Raw genomic sequence first — 18356 nt, forward strand, 5'->3', positions numbered from 1 at the left:
TTCCTTAATAAAGGACAATTTTAAGGGTCCGCACGACATCGGATGACGCTGAACGTCAACATGTGGCATACTTGCTTTATTATACAAAGCATTTAAACATGCATTAAGATCTAGCGCCATAAGGTACTATTCTATAACACTGGATAACCACCGATCATTGATCACGGGAATCTCCCTTGGAACTAGTCGAGGGAGCCAGACCGGATAAATCAAGCAGTTTTCCACATGAGTTACATCTCCCCATGAGGCATGGGGGGCGGCACAAAAGGGAAAGGTCGATTAAATAGTATCAGTTTCTAGCCAAGATTAAGCAATTCGAGTGAAAAGGAAGTCATGGGGGAGTTCGGAAGGTTGATCAGCACAGGCCAAGAGCGTAACAGCACCGAGGAAACGATTATGAGTGTGAACGAACGGACATTTATCCTATAGAGCATAAATAAAGGGTCCCTACTACGAACAATTCACGCTAAGGAAGGCAGATGATGTGGTTATTTTCTAACATATTATGGATGTATTTTTTCTAGCGAAGAAGTTGAATATCATTATAGTGTTAAAGTACTAAAAATTTTTTGGATAAAAATCATAACCTTCTACTTAAGACAGCCAAAAGATTCAACATTCCAAAGTGATAGGCTTTAAGTAAAACTATGATCTTATGAAAAAAGAGAGGTCGCATTTGAGTTTGCAGCCTCTCTTTTTGCTATTTTGTGAATAAGATAAAGTCAGCTATGATTTGATCATTAATTTGAGTCTCATTCAAATGATATTGCTGATAAAACAATTTCCCATCCTCAATTAATTTTTGCGTATAGTTCAACTTTAAATCAGCTAAGTATAAATAATATGAATCTGTAAATACCGGATTCTCCATAGTATTGCCGTAATATTTTATAGAAGTTAAGATATATGTTTCAGGTGTTGAGTTATTATAATATAGAACACTTCTTTTAATAGTATCTGCAATGTTGTTTAATTCATTATTATCCGCACCCTCAAAATTTTGAAGTAAATCCATTTCAATTTGGTCTTTGATTTCTTGCTCTGGATATAGTGGGAATAGCTGCTTATAAAATTTTGTCCCAAAAGTGTATGCTTTTACTTTGATAGCCTCATCGTCCTTGGATGCAACCAATAAAGCTAAATAGGCTTTTTTTAAGATATCGTAATCTTGAGGTAAGACAGCAAGGCTTCTTTCTTGAAGAATTTGTTCTAAATATATGCTTGGAGTGATAACTCCGGTTACATCAAATTGTGCCATATCTTCAGATAGCGTTGGATTAATTCCTAAAGATTTATAGAAATTCTCTCCTACGACTCTGATTGAATTATCATTTTGATTACTGAGGTTTATATTGCTTAATGAGATTGCATAATTTTTTAGAACAGTGAGATTTGTTGTAGTAAGTTGTTTGTCTTTCAATTGATATTGAAGATAATGCTCAATAGTTGATACAGAAGGAATAGAACTGAAATTATAGAATGGATACTTTTGTATAGGTTTCAAAGTTGATAATCCCAAATAACTGAAATTATCATTCAAGAAGTTATTTGGATGAGTTCGATAATGAGGTCTTACATATGTACCGTCTTTTCTATAATACCCTTGAACATAAACAAGTTCATTACTTGATGTATTTCCTACAAGTTGATTTCCTTTGTATAGGTTCACTGTTCCTGAATTATTGTTATAAGATGTGGTGGAGGAATAGGTGGTTAAAGAGTCAGCTTTATTTTCAAATGTGGGATAGTCTGATGAAGGAGTGTATGTACTGGAAGATCCTCCTCTGTTGTATCCATGAACGTATGTGCCATCTTTTCTGTAATATCCTTTCACATATTTGGCTGATGCACTTTGATCAAAAAATAATGACATGCTTGAAAGGGTAATCAAAAATGCTAGAAAAAAAATAAAGATGTTCTTAAATTTATTCATGACTTTCCTCCTAGGTAATAAGTAATGCATTAGGAATATATTAACATATAGGCAGTTCATAGAAAAGGATTATTTGAATACATCCCTCAGTCAAACTAGAATTTTAAAAAGTAAATTTGAAATTAAGGGAGATAGTATCATGAACCAAAACCAGAACCACACAATGACCTACACACTAAACAGTGGAATCAAAGGAACTGTCAATCTGTCCAGCAAGCAAATACAGGACTGGATAGAGTCTTATCGTGTAGAAAGTAAATATGTGACTATAGTAGGCAAAGAGCATTTTGGATTGAGCCCTGAGCTTGTAGCAGATTTCAAGGTGCATAATGAATATTCAGAGCAGAGGGAATATATAATAGAAATACAACCAATAGTAGAAAGCAAAGCCAATGAACAGTTAACAGATGCATATAGCCAGCACAAGATATTAATCCAGATAGAATGTAAATGTGGAGCTTCCTATAAAGAAGAGTCAGCGTACAAGAGGAACAAATGGGGCTGTAAAGAATGTGGTGAGATTGTATTTTTGGATAGTAAGAAGGGCTTGGTTGATACAATTAAGGGGAAAGCGTGGTATATGACAAATAGGTATTTTGTTGAGAGGTGAGCAACTGATATATTGTCGGTTGCTTTTTTATGTAATTCACGAAATATACATCAACTCGATTTTGAATACATTATATGGTTATTTTAGAACGAAACAGGGAATAAGGAGTGATTAGAAAAATGTAGAAAATACTAAGTTAATTAGCTGCTTATTCTTATTGTTATTCCTTTTTCTGCAAATCCACAAAAAAGTACTCCTTCTATTAGTACCCCAGAAGTTGGCTCAATTTGCAGAATACTCAGGCGTTCATCAAAGAACGCTTAGTAATTGGATTACACAGCATCGTCCTGTTTCGGTGAAGCAGCTTGATCGAATCACTTTGGCTATGGGTTTACCGGAAGGGCACTTATACGACTTATACATAGAAAATTACATTATTGACCTCCCCCCCAACATGAGACGAATCGAACCATTGTTGTATCGTTGTGCGGAGTTGGATAAGCAAGATGGTGGGAGCCATCATGGATAATTTGCTCTATTCACCCAGACTGTTTGAGATTGCGGAAAACCTATTTGCAGAGGGATGACATGCTGCGGCACTGCTACTCTACGAGAACGTAGCAGAAGTGGAGAAATATCAGCACTCCGAACGTTTAGCCATCTGTCAATATCGTATATTCACGATCCAAATTGGAGAAGACCAAAGTCGCAATCTCAGGGCAGCTACGATATTTGAAGTTTTGATGGAAATAGAACAGCTTGACGCGTTGAAGGATTTGGCGAATGTGTACAAGTCTTTAAAGCCAATAGGGCTACGTTGATCCATGTCTTATAACAAGGGATTATAATACTTTTGACATAGTAACCTGTTTCTTTCAGTCCATTGGTCACATAATATAAAAGGGAATATCAGGATAACAGATGGATGTCTCTAAACATCTCCTTCTGATAAGATTATTTCCATCAAAATTAAAGTGGGCGTGGTAGAAATGGGGAGAATATTAGTTCCACCTGACAAACTGATGGAAGTTGCTGATCAGTTCTTACAAGGAAAGCATGAAATGGAGCGTATGCTGAATTTCTTGAGTGGACGAATTGATTTTGTCCAACGAGGCTGGTCTGGAGCTACCCAAGAGAGATTTTTTCAGGAATTTCAGGTTTCTCGACAATCTATGAGTATGACGCTTGAGCGACTATCAACAGCAGCACAAGAACTTATTTTTATTTCAAAAAACTTTACACAGGTAGATGGAGAAAAAGTCGTACTGGATGCGCTGGGAAATGGTGCACCTATCAAAAAGGCATCGAGCGGTGAAGGTTGGTTACATAAGATTTTTGAACAGATTGGACAAGCTGAGATCACCAAGGCTGAAGCCCAGATGGAAGCTAGTAAGCTTCAAGGAGAAATTTTATGGGATACTGTTCAGGGAGCAAAAGGAGCTATTCAGGAAGATTTAACCTTGGGGATGCTGCCTGACAAAGACCGTAACTATGATCATCCTATGGCTGCTAAAGTAGGTGAAATTCTCGGTCACGTAGCTACTACATTGCAGGGCGCTGGTGAGGTAATCGTTGGAACAGGTGGAGAAGGATTATCAGTTGCTGTTTCATCTACAGGAGTAGGGAGCATAATCGGAGTACCAGGATTAATTGGATCAGCGGCTTTGACAGCGCATGGAGCTACAACCACGGTTAAAAGTGCAAATGGGATAGGAGAAAAAACAGCGGAACTGTGGCAAATGGCAAAAGGGGAAGGTGGAGGTAATAGTTCAAAGCCTTCAAGTTCCTCCTTACATCATGAAGTGACAAGTCATTCACCTTCTACGATTGAAAATCCAAAAGAAGTGGAGATTGTCAATAAAAAAGGTGAATCTATAGGAGAATTCGATGAAATTGATTTGAAAAAGAAAATATTCTACGAAGATAAATCTGCAAAAGGATTAGATAAAGTAAATCCTAAGACAGGTTTACCTGCTCAAACGCCCCAAGAATTTACGGATAAACAATTATTAAAAAAGACTCGAAATCGAATCAATGAACTAGAAAATAATGCATTTAGTACAAGAGCAACGAAAAATAGTTCATCTGATATTCCCCATCTCGATAGTATTAAAGATATTCGAGAATTTGTATTTAGACTAGATGGTGATACACCTGAGTTGAGAAAAGCTGCCGAGAACAGCCTAAATCAGCTCAAAAAAGAGTTTCCAGATTATAAATTCAGCGTTCAGTTTGGAGGAGGAAAATAAATGTCAGTTAGCGTTATAATACTCGAACCACAGAATGAGTTCGAAAAAAGTTTTTTTCTTCCCGTTGCGTCGGAATCATTTTTTAATGATTGTTGGCAACCAGCTATTGAATCTTTAGGATTACAATGGATAGATTTATTTTCAACAGGGGTTGATGTTGAGGAGGAAGACCTACCTATTATTTTATATGAGCTTCAACAACTTCAGAATTGGGCAGAAAAAAATTTAGAGGAGGATCACAAAAATAAGCTCGTTGAACGAGTGATAACACTCATAGAAAAATTGCCTAGCGCGTTTCAGCGTAAGGAGGCAGTTGTTTTTATAGGGTAGTGATAGTTTGGATTCTGGTTGTGCAGGTGTGGCTTAATCTCAAGCTACATGAAAATGGCTGAAATGACGACCAGACTCCAAACGGAAGGAATGTTTATGTCTGAACTGCTGATTGATGGTAATTATTTCCTGTAAATACATTTGACAGTATGTTTGCTTCTATTATTGCAGACTACTTCAAAAGGTGGCAGCTTCCACTCAAACTCCTGATTAGGTGCGGCTATATTCGTGGCAGTAGCTGCGGGAACTTAAGCTGGGAGTTATGACGATATCGTCGAAGCAGTACGTCATATAGCACTTGTACGGTACGAGAGCTTCAATCTGATCCTGAGAACACAGTCGTCTATGATAAGCTGTACGAGGAATACAGCTTATCATAGACGAATACTTTGGACGCGGGGCAACCCGTTGTTGAAAAAGCTGAAGCAATTAAGGAAGAAGCCGGACGTTTAACTGAAGTGGCAAGCACTTTTTCTTAAGAAGCTGACAAAGTATAAGCAAGAAGCTTTTAGGATTTTGTTATCAAAAAAAGCACAGTACGCCTAGGAATCGGAAAACTGTGCTTTTTTTTGGTTTTGTATTCTGTAAATTCATGATGTGAAAATCTCAGTGAATGAAAGATGGTAGTACATTCCTTTCAAATGAGAAGTACACTTTTTCGTTTAACGGACATTTTTACTTTTTCAGCATGGTACCAGCAAAGAAAGTGGATTTTGGAATCCGGAAAAACTGTTCCGCCTGATCCTGGAAAGTTTGCGAAGGAACGGTACCCTGATGTAACCATTCCCAAAATCCACCAGGGTGAACGCCAATATCACTTACATCAGTTACCGAAATATCATGTACCATGCATAGACTAGCCAAGATCCGATTCTTAACCGGAGAACGAGTCATAGTCCGTTTCATAAACGGGACGGCGACTGTTAACAGATGAGTGGTGAACGCCGGACAACCTCTACATTAAATAGAATATGATGCAGATAACCAAGTGTACTACACGTCTTTTCCAGATTAGTGTTGCCGGGAATACGACCTTCATATACCCACGCGCTGACGTTACGGGAGGAAATCGAAAGCTCCTCGGCAAGTTGGGACAGTTTAATGTCATTGACCATCAAAACGGCAAGCAAAACGCGATTGCGTACTTGATAGGGAGTTAGTTTGCGAAACGTTTGACGCGCACACCTTTTCCCAAATATTTGCGATTGATCAGAGACCACGCCTAAATGAAATGTTTGTCTTGTTGTTTAGGCTATACCCTCCGATTTTTTTCCACATACTACTATACCCGGAAAGGGCTTTGCAAGTGACTCTTCTCCTGATTTTCTTTTAATCCCATGGCTTAACCGGTTTATGGAAAATAAGGTCCATTTGGCCTATTAAAATGGAAGCTTAAGGTTTCGATATATTAAAGTGTGACATTTTTTATGGAAATGGAGGTAATACGATCTTTTATTACAATTGTAAGGATGTGTAGAGAGGAAAGTGGGTTTTTGTAGCCCAACATGCAACTTTTTTGATGAGAGAAAGGGAGGTTATACAGCTAGATGATTTGTAAAAAGGTAATGGTATGGTTTCTGACGGCACTTTTGGCAACGAACACTTTGCTGAGCTTGCCTAGTGTGGCAGGAGCAGAAAAACAAGATTTAAAGGACGGAATGCAACTGGATCAAGCAGATTTGGCGCAGAAGGAACAGGAGCTCACTAATGAAACAGTTTCTTTTGATCCGCCACCTTCTGCAACAAACAGCGTTTATAACGCACTCATGATGAGTTTGGCAGCGGTAGAGTATACGTCGATCATAATTGATCCTGGAGAAAGTTATGAATTTCAGAATACAGATACAGTTAGCAAATCTATATACAGCAACGCTTCTCAATCTAAAGGCATTCTGTACGATAGTGTAAGTTACAAAGAGGACGGAGACATCAGCACTGTCCATATGGACTACGGCATTAGCCCCATTGGTGTTCCTGGGGGAGGCACAGCGTTTATTACGAATACAGGAACAGCAGCATTAACCGTAAAAGTAACGGACGTCTTCACCTACAGTACATCGGAGGACCCGGCACTAGAGCGAGTTACGGTCTCTAAAAATGAAAGCTATCGGATTGTGAATGAAGGATGGACTGCCCGTTCGATTCAGCATGATGGGTCAAATGCAGACAATCGCCGTTTTGATTACGCAAAATACAAGGCAGACGGAACTTTATCCGCATCTGATCTTAATAGCATTGCTCATCCCTCTTTGGGTGATGGCGAGGAACTGATTATTACAGGTTCCACTGCCAATGCGGTGACCTTCGGATTTCCATACGGCAAATACAGTATAGAAAGCACCGGCGAGCCGGCTTATGCGCGGGTTACCCTAAATCAGGGGGAAAGCTACCAATTTATCAATGTGGGAACCCGATTGGATACGGTGGAAAGTGACGGTACATCTAAAGATAAACTTGACTATGTTGTTTATCTGGCAAACGGAACAGAGGCTTCACGCGGCAGTGGCACTACGGCGAAGCCGCAGATTGCTGTGGACAGATACGCGGTAATAACCCAGGTCACTGCAAATCCGGTTACATACGGGGCTCCATATCGCAATTTTATTGCTCGTCCTGTGGGTGGTGATGCAATCAGCCGTGTGGAGCTTGAGGTAGGCAAGAGCTACATTTTCCACAATAATGGTACGCTAATGAATCCGATCTACAATAACTCCAAAAAGGTAGGAAGCTTGTTCGACTATGCTATTTACAAGCCGGATGGAACGGTAAATTCCTCTGGTTTTAACAGCCAGTCTGGTCCCATGATCCCGCCTTCGGGATATGCCATTGTGACTGTGATCGGTCCGAGTCCTATTATCTTTGACTATACAGATGATTTTTCCTGGGAAACGAGTAGCCATCCTGCTTTCTTGCGGGTAACACTTTCGAAAGGTGAAAGTTATGCTTTTACCAATGTTAGTGATCATTTGAGGAATCTGCACAGCACAGCCAAAACCGTTAAAGGAAAATTTGATGTGGTCCTGTATAAAGCAGATGATACAGAGCAATCCAGGCGCAATACTGGGAACTCAACCTTTTTGGTTGGTGCAGGTAAAAAGGCCAGTGTGACGGTAACCAGTGACACGCCAATCACGTTTGGTGGTATCTATCGGAGCTTTAAGGCCAGCGAAGATGATAATGGTATCGGGCAAACGACGCTGCAGCCGGGGGATTCGTATGAGTTCCGTAATCATGATAGTCAATCGAATTCATTGCGGCATGACAAAAGCAGTGGCAATGCACACTTTGATGCTGCAAGTTATAAAGTACTTCGATTACTGACATCAGATCATTTCAACAATACAGTGGACCCAGAGATTGTCGCTGGCGGTAAAGCCATTGTCACCAATGTATCAGATCGGCCAATTACCTTTACCTATAGCAATAAGGTGGAGGCTTTGCTTAGTGGGCAGGCAGCCTTCCATCGAATTACATTGAAACGCGGTGAAAGTCGGAAATTTATAAATGTAAGCACTCTAGACAAGGCCCTAGACGTCATTTCAGTCAGCGGTATGAAGTGGAATTACATGAATTACAAGGCAGACGGGACAGTGTACAGCCAAGCGAATGATACGACTCAATTGCCATTAGTACAAGCTGGAGGTTATGCCATTGTAACGACGGTTTCGGATGTACCAGTGACTTATGGAGCTGTGTTAGGAATATTCGACGTTGAGGATGCTCAGGTGCCGACAGGCAATCAAGTCACTGTCAAGCAGGGAGAGAGCTACGTATTTGTGAATACCGGCTCACAGGCTTCCTCATTAACGACAGACGCTTCAAACGAAAGCCGCTTCTATGACTATGCCATATATGGAGAAGGTAGCGGTGTAAATTCCAAGGTGGATAGAGCAGGTATGGATGCTTCTCTACCTGAAATCTCACTTGGAGCAGGAGGTACGCTCGTTGTGACTGTCACTTCGCCGCAAGCTGTGACCTTTCATTTCAAGAATGAAATTAAGGCGGAGCCAAGCACAGAACCAGCGTTGTTAAAAACAACTCTATTCAGTGGCAAGCAGGAGATATGGATCAATCGCGGAAGTCAGGAGGCCCCTATCGTGACGAATGCGAAGGCGGCTGGTGGAACGTATCAATATATCGTTACGGATCAGGGTGGAAAAGTGATTCGTGAACATAAAGAGGCGACAGATACTCAGCAGCAAGTGCCAGCTAATGCAAATATTCATCTTGCCGTAGCTGCAGCTGCTCCTGCTGTTAACTTTGGAGCGCCTTATCGTGTGTTTGCTGTAAAAAATAACGATGACAGCAAGCTGGACGAGCTAATTGAGCTCATAGATAAAGAAGCTGACTTTACGGCAGGTCAGCAAGGAAAATATCGTTTTACACCCAAAGAAGACGGGATTTACCGTTTTGCGGTGAAGGAGAAATCCAACTTTGCTGCGCAGCAACCCATTGTAAGCTTGTTTACGGACTCTGATTTTAGTAATCAGCTTGTCTCCTCATCAGAGCAAAACCAAATATATGGTTGGGATTACACAGTTTTAGAGTACGAGATGAAGGCAGGACAAACGGTTTATGTGAAGCTGACAGAAACCAATAGCGGCGCATTACAAACCGTAATTAAGGCAGCACATATGGTGCTTGGTAAGGATACTTCATATGAATATGGAAAAGGGAACCGATTGAATAAAGTTATTTTGTTCACTGGTGATCAAATTCAACTGGATTATGACTTAAACGGAAACGTCATTAGACGGACGAAAAAGGTATTTCCTTTTACAGATTAAAAGGATGTCTTTGTTTCGAAAAAACATAACAGATAGTTAGATGTACAGGCATTATTAAATAGGGGTGAGCGAGTGTTTAAACGTTATATTTGTAGTCTACTATGTATGGCAATGTTGCTGGGTCCATGGAGCACATGGGCATATGGAGAAGAAGGGCACGGAGAGGCGGCAGCTTCTCAGTCTTCTTCGTCTTCCACTCCACAGATTATTACCAGAGCATGGCTTGCGCAGCAAACTGGTAAGGACCAGGCTTGGGTCAATGCACAGTTATCCAAAGGTTATACTTTATATGATATTTATAAAGCATGGCAAAAAGATGGTGGAGAAAATTCACTACCAGAACAAAGTCCAAACTTGTGGGTACAGCAGAATGGACTGACATTGAGCACAAATGCAAAGGTGGAGCCGTCTGATGAGTCGGCTGCGCTGAAGGATGGTGAAAAGCCCACTCAGGCCACCCAGGATGAAAAGGCAACTCAACATCCACTAGATAAGGAAGAGGGTAAAGCGTCGGCGCCAGACACGACTGAGATGGATATCCCATCTATACCCCGAGTAAATGATTCCGTATATGCTCCGACTCCAGGAGAAAACGGACTGATCGGGAAGGATTTACTTAAACAAAGTTTGTTGCAGGTATCTGCTACAACAGATGTGTATGCTCCTTTTGATCAGGCGGCGCTTGCACAAAGCAGGTTAAGTGATGATACATCGCGTTATGGAATGGATTATAGTGACAACAGTGTGTCTACCGCTTCAGGACAGCTCGTTGTTCAAAATACGGACTTGGTACTGCCGGGGTCATTGCCCTTTGCATTGGCTCGTGTGTATAACAGTTCATTGGCAAATAATCAGATTGGTGTGCAGCAAAATGAAAGGTTGTATACAAACATAAGTGCCATCCGCGAGGAAGAAGCAGCTTCTGGTCTAGGGAGAGGCTGGAAATGGGATCTTCCTCATATGCAGAAACAGGATGGTAAACGGTATTTGTATATTCCGGGAACAGGCTCCTATGAACTGAGAGATGATTTGCAGCTTGAAGGATATGCATACAAAGATCTGAAGATCAGTACAGATCAAAGCGCAAGTGTGCAGGGAGTAAGCAGTGCACACAAAATAGCAGTGCTGAATGGAAATGACTATTATCTCGATCAGGACGGTTATTTGATTTTAATCCAGGATGCGTATAAGAATCGGGTGGAGTTTGATTATACAACTGCTGGTGAAGCTAAGCTCATTCATTCGATTCGAAACAGTGATGGTAGAGAGCTTGACTTCACTTACAATGCTGGACAGCTTGTTGTTAAAGAGCAGGGCACGGACCATCAGTATACCTATCGTCAAAGTAGTGAGGGAAGCAGCAAGGTGCTGTCAGAAGTACTGGATTCTCTTTCCCGAAGCACAAGCTATACGTATACATTCATGGATGCTCCTTTTAATGTGGTCGTAGATGGTGAAGGAAAGACTGGAGCCCTGCAGCCCAATGAAACCGCGTTGCTTACACGAATTGTACGACCTACTTCATCGATCACAGACATTCGTTATGAAGCATTTAACAAGCAAATTGGCGTGTATGGAACACAAGGCGTGTTCAAGGTGGTTTCACGCGCTGATATGTACAGTACAACTGCAGGCAATCGTTTTTTAAATAAAATTGATTTCGCGTATTCCGGAGAAGATCTAGCCAGTTATGGAAAAAGTGCTGAATGGACGGCTGTTGCCAAAGGAACACGTACAACAGAAACCTTCCATTTTGGTAAAGTCTTTAGAGGAGATAACACACCAGACAAGCTTGTTCTTAACCGCTATGATCAAGAGGGTGATTCTACCGGCTATCATATAAACTACACCTATAATGAGGCCATGGATTGGAATTTGCCTGTGCAAATGGAAGAGTCCTATACGGAAGGAGGTTCTTCGTCAGAACCTGTAACCACCTCCTATGACTACAATGAATATGGTCTTCCACTAAAAGTATCCCAAAGTACTGGATTGGAGACTGCTCATACGTATAAAACCTCTAGTGAGCCTTTTTTCTGGGTTCAACCTACCCAGACGGTTACTAAAATAAGTGAAGGAAAAACTGGAACGACAGTTCGAACTTATAAAGCAGAGGGCGCATTGTATGAACTAAAAAACTATGATGGTACAGAGCAAGGGAAACTTTTATCACATACCTATACTTTTTACAATGCAAAAGGGAATGTAAGTGGTCAGAAAGTTCTCATAGATGACAGAAACTATACAGATGTTTCTATTGATTATAAATCGCCATATGGATCACAGCTCCCAACAAGGCAGCTTTTGCCTAAAGGTGTTGAGTACACGTATGACTACTATCCGACTGGAGAAATCAAGTCCCAAACAGATGCCAAGCGCAAAACAGAGTCCTATGTATATGATTCTTTGGGACGTGTAACAAAGGTTACTTATCCAGATGGAACTCAAACCGTCGTGGTGTACAAGGATGATACGAATGATGTCACTGTCACCGGACCCGATGGTGTAAGCGTTGAAAGATTGTATAATCCGTTCGGGCAGATGCTCCAGCAGCAAGTGGGTGATGCAATCTATGGTTATAGTTATGATGAGAATGGGGATTTGGTAGAAAGCACGGATGCCGAACAAGCAACCACTCGCTATGCCTATGATGCCTTTGGACGACCTGTGAAGACGACCTATGCGGATGGCACAACAGATACCGTGACGTATAACGCGGTGGATCGTACTGTCACTCAGACGGATGTGTCCGGTTATCGTGTGCGTGAAGTATCAGATGCTTTAGGTCGTGTGACTTCCACACAAGAAGCTAAAAATGGATCATTTCAGCCGCTGGAATCGTTAGCTTATAATTATGCGGGTATGGTCACTAGCCGTACAGACGGTAATGGTCAACGCACGCTCTATGATTACGATGCTTTGGGACAAATGACCTCGGTCACTGATCCATCCGGACAGCAGGTCAGCTATGCGTATGATCTAGCCGGAAATTTGAAGACCGTTCAGTTTCCAGATGGGCAAAAGAATGTGTATTCATATGATGAGTTGGGCAGACGTACGTTACTTGAGAAATCAAGCGGAGGAACTACGTTAAATATTTACGATACGGATGGAACTATCTCCCGTATGTTGACAGGAAAATCGGATGCCATTACCTTTCAATATAACACTGACGGATTAGTTACCGAAGCGGCAGGTCCCGATTTTAAAACCAATTATACCTATGACAGCGCAGGACGAAGAAAAAGCATGACAGATGGTCAGGGAACGACCACCTATGCCTATGATCCATCAGATGGGTCGTTGACTGGGCTGAAGTACCCTGATGGTACGCACATCAGCTATGAATACAACAAGCAGTCTCGTACAGGCTATGTGCTAACAGATGCTGCTGGCACGTCTATGCACGTTCAATCCAAGCTGGACAGTGTGGGCCGAGTTACCCAAATGGACATTAGCGCTGGGACCGGTGTGGCAAATGTACAGAGTTTGGGAGAAGCGAGTGCTGCTGCGGGCGGATCACTAGATAGCATGACGTTTGATTATGCTCCTAATGGTTTGCTAAAAGGTCAGTCTTCGAGCAGAGGACTGAGTACACGATTCAGCTATAACGGACTGGATTTATCCGGGGTTACGGTGGAGCAAGGCGGTACGGCGCTACACCAATTTGGTTATGAACGGGATGGGAATAAAAACATCATCGGACGTACACAAAACGGAACAACAGACCAGTTTGGATATGACCCGTCAAATCGGATTGCCAGCGAAGCCGCTGGTGAAAAAAATAAGACCTATGGCTACGATCCGAATGGAAACCGAAGCGCTGAAAGCAGTGGCAAAGTGTTCGGCATGAAAAATGCTGAATATACGTATGATTCTGTCAGCCGTCTGACAAAGGTGACCGGTGAAGGCAAAGAGGTCGGGTACAGCTATAACGGAGACGGTCTACTGTACGAGCGTACAGAGGGCGGCAAAACGACTCGGTATTACTATGACGAAGAAGCGAAGCTGATTGCGGAAGCCGAGGTCCAAGGTGGAACAGCCAAGATCACTTACGCTTACGTGTATGACTTGTCCGGTCAACTGTGGGCCAGACAAGACAAGGTAAGCGGGCAGTTGCAATATTATCAGCTCAACGGTCACGGTGATGTAGTAGGCCTAAGTGATAGTTCGGGCAAGGAATTGAATAGCTACAGCTACGATATCTGGGGCGGCCCGGAGAAGGTCAAAGAGACCGTTCCGAACGTGCTGCGCTATGCTGGCGAGTATTGGGACGATACGACCGGACTCCAGTACCTGCGGGCTCGCTGGTATGATCCAGGCACAGCCCGTTTTATGGGCGAGGATACGTATCAGGGCGAGATGAATAATCCGCAAAGCTTGAACTGGTATGCGTATGCAGCTAATAATCCGCTATTCTATGTGGATCCGAGTGGACATTTTTTTGAAACCAGAGATTATCAAGAGCTTAGAATATTACTAAATGAAGCCAGACTTAAATCGAGTTCCAGCAAGAAGAATCAGAATTATCAGGTATACAAGGATTTCATACGAAAACGCTACGATTTTGTGTCCATTTATGGAGGAGCAAACCAGTACAATTACTTATACGATCTGTTAACGGGAACCAGTGCATATAAGAATAGTTCTGGCAAATCTGATTGGGCTAAAGATCAGTTGTTAAGTGCATACCAAAAGTGGACAGATGCCGAAGTCCTTGCCATAGCTGCGATGGGAATGATTGGTGATACTGCTGGGAAGTCTGCTGGTAGAGGGAAGTCTGCTGGTAGAGGGAAGTATAGCAAATCAGGGAAATGTAATTGTTTCACAGCAGGCACGAAGGTTCAAACAGACGAAGGAAAGAAAAATATCGAAGACATTAAAATCGGAGATGAGGTTCTTTCCAAAAATGAAGAGACTGGCGAGCAAGCATATAAGGAAGTTACCGCCCTTCATCGCAATGAGAAGGATACCACCTATAAGTTGTCGGTGGGTAATCAAATCATTGAGACAACTGACAATCATCCGTTTTGGGTTGAAGATAAAGGTTGGGTACTAGCGGCTGACTTGCGGTTGGGCGATAAGCTACAACAGAGTAACGGAAATACCTTAACGATTGATAAAATCAACATTATTAAGCACGATGAAAAAGTTAAGGTTTACAATTTTACTGTTGCTGATTTCCATACTTACTTTGTAAGTGATTTGGGCATTTGGGTTCACAATATAGGAAATGATTGTCTCCCTTCGTATAGCCAGTCAGTATTAGATAAGATGAAAAAGGACCCTACAGCTCATAACTTCCCGACATCTTTTGATAAACAAATTCTTTCACAAAAACCGGCATTAGTACGTGCAGATGGAAGGGAAGAATATTTATTAACTGGTAGTATGAATGGTAAAGGTGGAGTTTACCATATTACTGTTAGACCATCGGATAATTCAATCATTCACAGGGTATTTATTCCTGGTAGTGACTGGGCGAGATTTTCAAAAGCAAATGGACTTCCTTCATTGAATGATATTCCATAAAATCAGGAGGGGTAGAATGGATGATTTAATCTATGAAATAACCGGAGAAGGTACAGATAAAATAGTAACCCTAAAGGTAGATTCACAGATGATTTATAAGGGTTATGCTTATAGTTTAGTAACTTCCGTAGATGGTGTTCTTCAATTTAAACTAAATTTCGGTTTATCAGGGATAGAGTATTTGTACTGTATTAAAAATTTAGAAGATTATTTGCTGTTATTACCAGTAAGTGAGCAGTATAGAGATGCAAAACAAATAATCTTTTCCAAGTCTAGCTTAATGAAATTATGGAATGAATTTGATTATGACTTTGAAGATGATAAAGAATATATAACTAATGTTAATCATTCGGATATTGCATTACATTGGTTTTTGTCTAGTGGGATTTACTTTGAAGAATTAGACTTAGAATCAATGAGAAAAAAGATACAAAAAATAACTGTAGGATGCAGTGAAGAAAATTATCATTACCTATTTGAGAATTTAATTTCGAAATGGGACGATATTCACTTGAATAATTTAACTAAAATAAGAAGTAGTTGTGTTGAGATTTCGATTTATTTGGATCAAAAAGAGAATTATGATTGGAAGGCTTTCTTTTTAGATGAACAGGGAGCAGTTTATATCAAAATAAGTCCCGATTTAGGACTTAAGTCAAACGTATTTATTAGCTAATTTAATGTTCAATGACCTTGGGGACGGTAATCCTCAAGGTTTTTCTTTACCCACCCAGTACCAAATGAACCAAGCCGCATGACCCAAAAGAACTTAAACCATCATCACCCCCGTAGGATATTCCCCTAATATCCTGTACGCACATAAATGCTTGGATTTTATAACCTACGTAATGCTATAACGTTACATCTAACAGGTTCATTATTGTCAGATAACACCATAATTGACCTGTTTTTTATTATGTTCGTTTTCTAACACATTTAGTATGACGCGCCACTTAAGCGGATTCATCTAGTAAGCCGACTCAACCTCTAGTTACATTGCTTAATGGTCACCTAAGTAATGGCCAGATGGCGCAAAACCGGTAAAAACAGTCCAACAATGATTCAGGGACATTATATAACAATTGGTAGCCTATAGTAATGTGAGGTTGTCAATTGTACTAAAACTTATCTTCGTCAAATACTTCCTTCAAGATGTTCAGGGCTTTTCTATGCTCTTTCTCACTTTTATTTAAGAGAAGAGCATGTAAAGCTAATATAGTCTCATTGTCCTGTTTTCCACCTAAGCTCATTAATTCGAAAAATCCTATATTTAGAGCAGCAGCAATTTTTATAATGGTTTCTATAGTTACGTTGCTCTCACCGCGTTCAACCCTACCAATATATGAGAACGATGAGTCAATTTCATCAGCGAGGCTTTGCTGTGTTAATCCCTTTTCTTTTCTTAGGGTTCTTATTATTGCACCAATTTGTTCGGCAATCGTTTGCATATAGTTATCTACTCCTCTTAAATATCTTCAAAAGAAATTATGTTTTAACCAATTATAGTTTTGTGATTGGATTTTCTCGAAAATGACCTTTGTAAATAGGAGGTAGGCCTATTTTTGATGGTTGTACCTAAAAAGGCTCCATTATAGTGAATTATATCTTTCTGGAGGTTTAGTGATGGAAAATCGTTTTAAAACAGAGGACGAAATTTATTTGTTGTCTGAACACGTGTATACATTGAAGCTATAGACAAAATAATTGGACGGAAGCAAATCACGTCGCTGATTACATTTTAATTTTAGCAGAACACAGTTATAACAATAGACAGACAAAAATGGGGAGAAGTTATTCCTCTAAATCAGATGCTAAAACGTCCACTTGTTTTTTTATTTTGGATATAGATATCTGGCTAAATCCATTGTTTTTCAGAAGCAAAGTCATTTTGTCCGAGCAAGAGATTTATATAGATAAATATGCTGATTTAGGATGGTATGAAAATGCTACGGACGAGGATATACAAGAAAATAGAACGTTTTAAAGAATTGGCAGTGGCAAATGGATACGCCGTAGACTTATTATCAGGGAATATGGAAATATTGAAGGAGTACAATTCGTTTATACAAGAAAATGTGGAATATAGACGAGGATTATTATCTTTCTAATTTGCTTGAGACCTTTTCCAGCTTCGAAGACCTTGGAAATCGTATGTATTATGTGAAATTGCTGAATCAGCTTGCTTTCTATAACATAAATCAGCAACGATATAATATCGCAATAAATTATATACTGAATTATTTGGAAACAGCAGTTACAATGAACTTATACAGGGAGTGCATTCATATGAGAAAAACGTTAGTAGTTACATTGATGCTGATGACATCTCTTAGTATTTTGATTTCGGTTTCTTCTCCATCTTCAACCATTGTTCCTTTCAATCACGGTGTCAACGGGTAACAGCAAAGATCGGCTTAATTTTCAAACCATTGATCTTGAACTTCAAGATCAATGGTTTTTATTGTATGAATAATAATAAAATAGAATGATCCGACTACCTAATGTTGAGGGACAAGAACTTGTCTTGTACTGATTGTCGCAACATCAACGCAGGTCTTCATTTTTCATAATAAAGAAAAGAAAAGATAATCTATTCCATGTGAGCGCAATAGCTCACAGAAGTAAACAAGGGAACCCGCTTATGCAACGAGGATGAAATTCCTAGAGACGATACTCCGAAAGGTTCTCAAAATTTCAAGAAGTCTTTAGATTATAAGAATAAGACTTAGTCAAAAATAAACTGCTAACTTTTAGTAGACCATAAGATATATTGGAGTCATTACTTTTTGTTAAATATTACTCAACGCTATTTCCCTTGTGCCCTACCATTAATCAGATGAAACTATATTTAGCGTATAGGTGTGCATACATTTGGAGACGTAGTATAATGGCTCCGACCCAATATCAATTGAAAAGTTTATGAATTGCTAATTCAAAGATAATTTTCTATGCTAATTTGAGGAGGTGTTTAACAA

8 protein-coding genes and 2 pseudogenes are annotated in these 18356 nt (G+C 40.3%); 7 read left to right on the forward strand and 3 right to left on the reverse strand.

The window, feature by feature from the left end; translation table 11 throughout:
- Positions 1 to 700: 700 nt before the first annotated feature.
- On the reverse strand, positions 701 to 1933 hold the full coding sequence (locus ACWGXJ_RS26550) for a hypothetical protein (RefSeq protein WP_452568168.1): 1233 nt from the start codon (positions 1931 to 1933) through the stop codon (positions 701 to 703).
- A gap of 139 nt (positions 1934 to 2072) precedes the next feature.
- Between ACWGXJ_RS26550 and ACWGXJ_RS26555 the strand changes: the two genes are divergently transcribed.
- The 4 genes and pseudogenes from ACWGXJ_RS26555 to ACWGXJ_RS26570 all read left to right on the forward strand — a co-directional run bounded on the left by ACWGXJ_RS26555 (position 2073) and on the right by ACWGXJ_RS26570 (position 5062).
- Entirely contained in the window at positions 2073 to 2543 is a 471-nt protein-coding gene (locus ACWGXJ_RS26555; protein WP_452568169.1) for a hypothetical protein, read from the forward strand.
- 157 nt (positions 2544 to 2700) lie between these two features.
- Positions 2701 to 3286, forward strand: a pseudogene (locus ACWGXJ_RS26560) (helix-turn-helix domain-containing protein); the annotation flags it as partial.
- Between the two features lie 186 nt (positions 3287 to 3472).
- Positions 3473 to 4732: a WXG100 family type VII secretion target gene (locus ACWGXJ_RS26565; protein ID WP_452568170.1), complete on the forward strand. Its 1260-nt coding sequence runs from the start codon at positions 3473 to 3475 to the stop codon at positions 4730 to 4732.
- Positions 4733 to 5062, forward strand: coding sequence for a hypothetical protein (locus ACWGXJ_RS26570; protein WP_452568171.1), 330 nt, complete (start codon positions 4733 to 4735; stop codon positions 5060 to 5062). It begins immediately after the preceding gene.
- A 675-nt stretch (positions 5063 to 5737) separates the two neighbouring features.
- Here ACWGXJ_RS26570 and ACWGXJ_RS26575 read toward each other — a convergent pair.
- Positions 5738 to 6275, reverse strand: a pseudogene (locus tag ACWGXJ_RS26575) (XRE family transcriptional regulator).
- A gap of 334 nt (positions 6276 to 6609) precedes the next feature.
- Here ACWGXJ_RS26575 and ACWGXJ_RS26580 point away from each other — a divergent pair.
- The 3 genes from ACWGXJ_RS26580 to ACWGXJ_RS26590 all read left to right on the forward strand — a co-directional run bounded on the left by ACWGXJ_RS26580 (position 6610) and on the right by ACWGXJ_RS26590 (position 16057).
- Entirely contained in the window at positions 6610 to 9849 is a 3240-nt protein-coding gene (locus tag ACWGXJ_RS26580; RefSeq protein WP_452568172.1) for a hypothetical protein, read from the forward strand.
- A 72-nt stretch (positions 9850 to 9921) separates the two neighbouring features.
- Entirely contained in the window at positions 9922 to 15381 is a 5460-nt protein-coding gene (locus ACWGXJ_RS26585) for a polymorphic toxin-type HINT domain-containing protein (protein ID WP_452568173.1), read from the forward strand.
- 16 nt (positions 15382 to 15397) lie between these two features.
- Positions 15398 to 16057: a hypothetical protein gene (locus ACWGXJ_RS26590; RefSeq protein WP_452568174.1), complete on the forward strand. Its 660-nt coding sequence runs from the start codon at positions 15398 to 15400 to the stop codon at positions 16055 to 16057.
- A gap of 442 nt (positions 16058 to 16499) precedes the next feature.
- Here ACWGXJ_RS26590 and ACWGXJ_RS26595 read toward each other — a convergent pair whose 3' ends face one another.
- Positions 16500 to 16829, reverse strand: coding sequence for a helix-turn-helix domain-containing protein (locus ACWGXJ_RS26595; RefSeq protein WP_452568175.1), 330 nt, complete (start codon positions 16827 to 16829; stop codon positions 16500 to 16502).
- Positions 16830 to 18356: the final 1527 nt, after the last annotated feature.

This window comes from Paenibacillus sp. S33 (assembly GCF_053615415.1).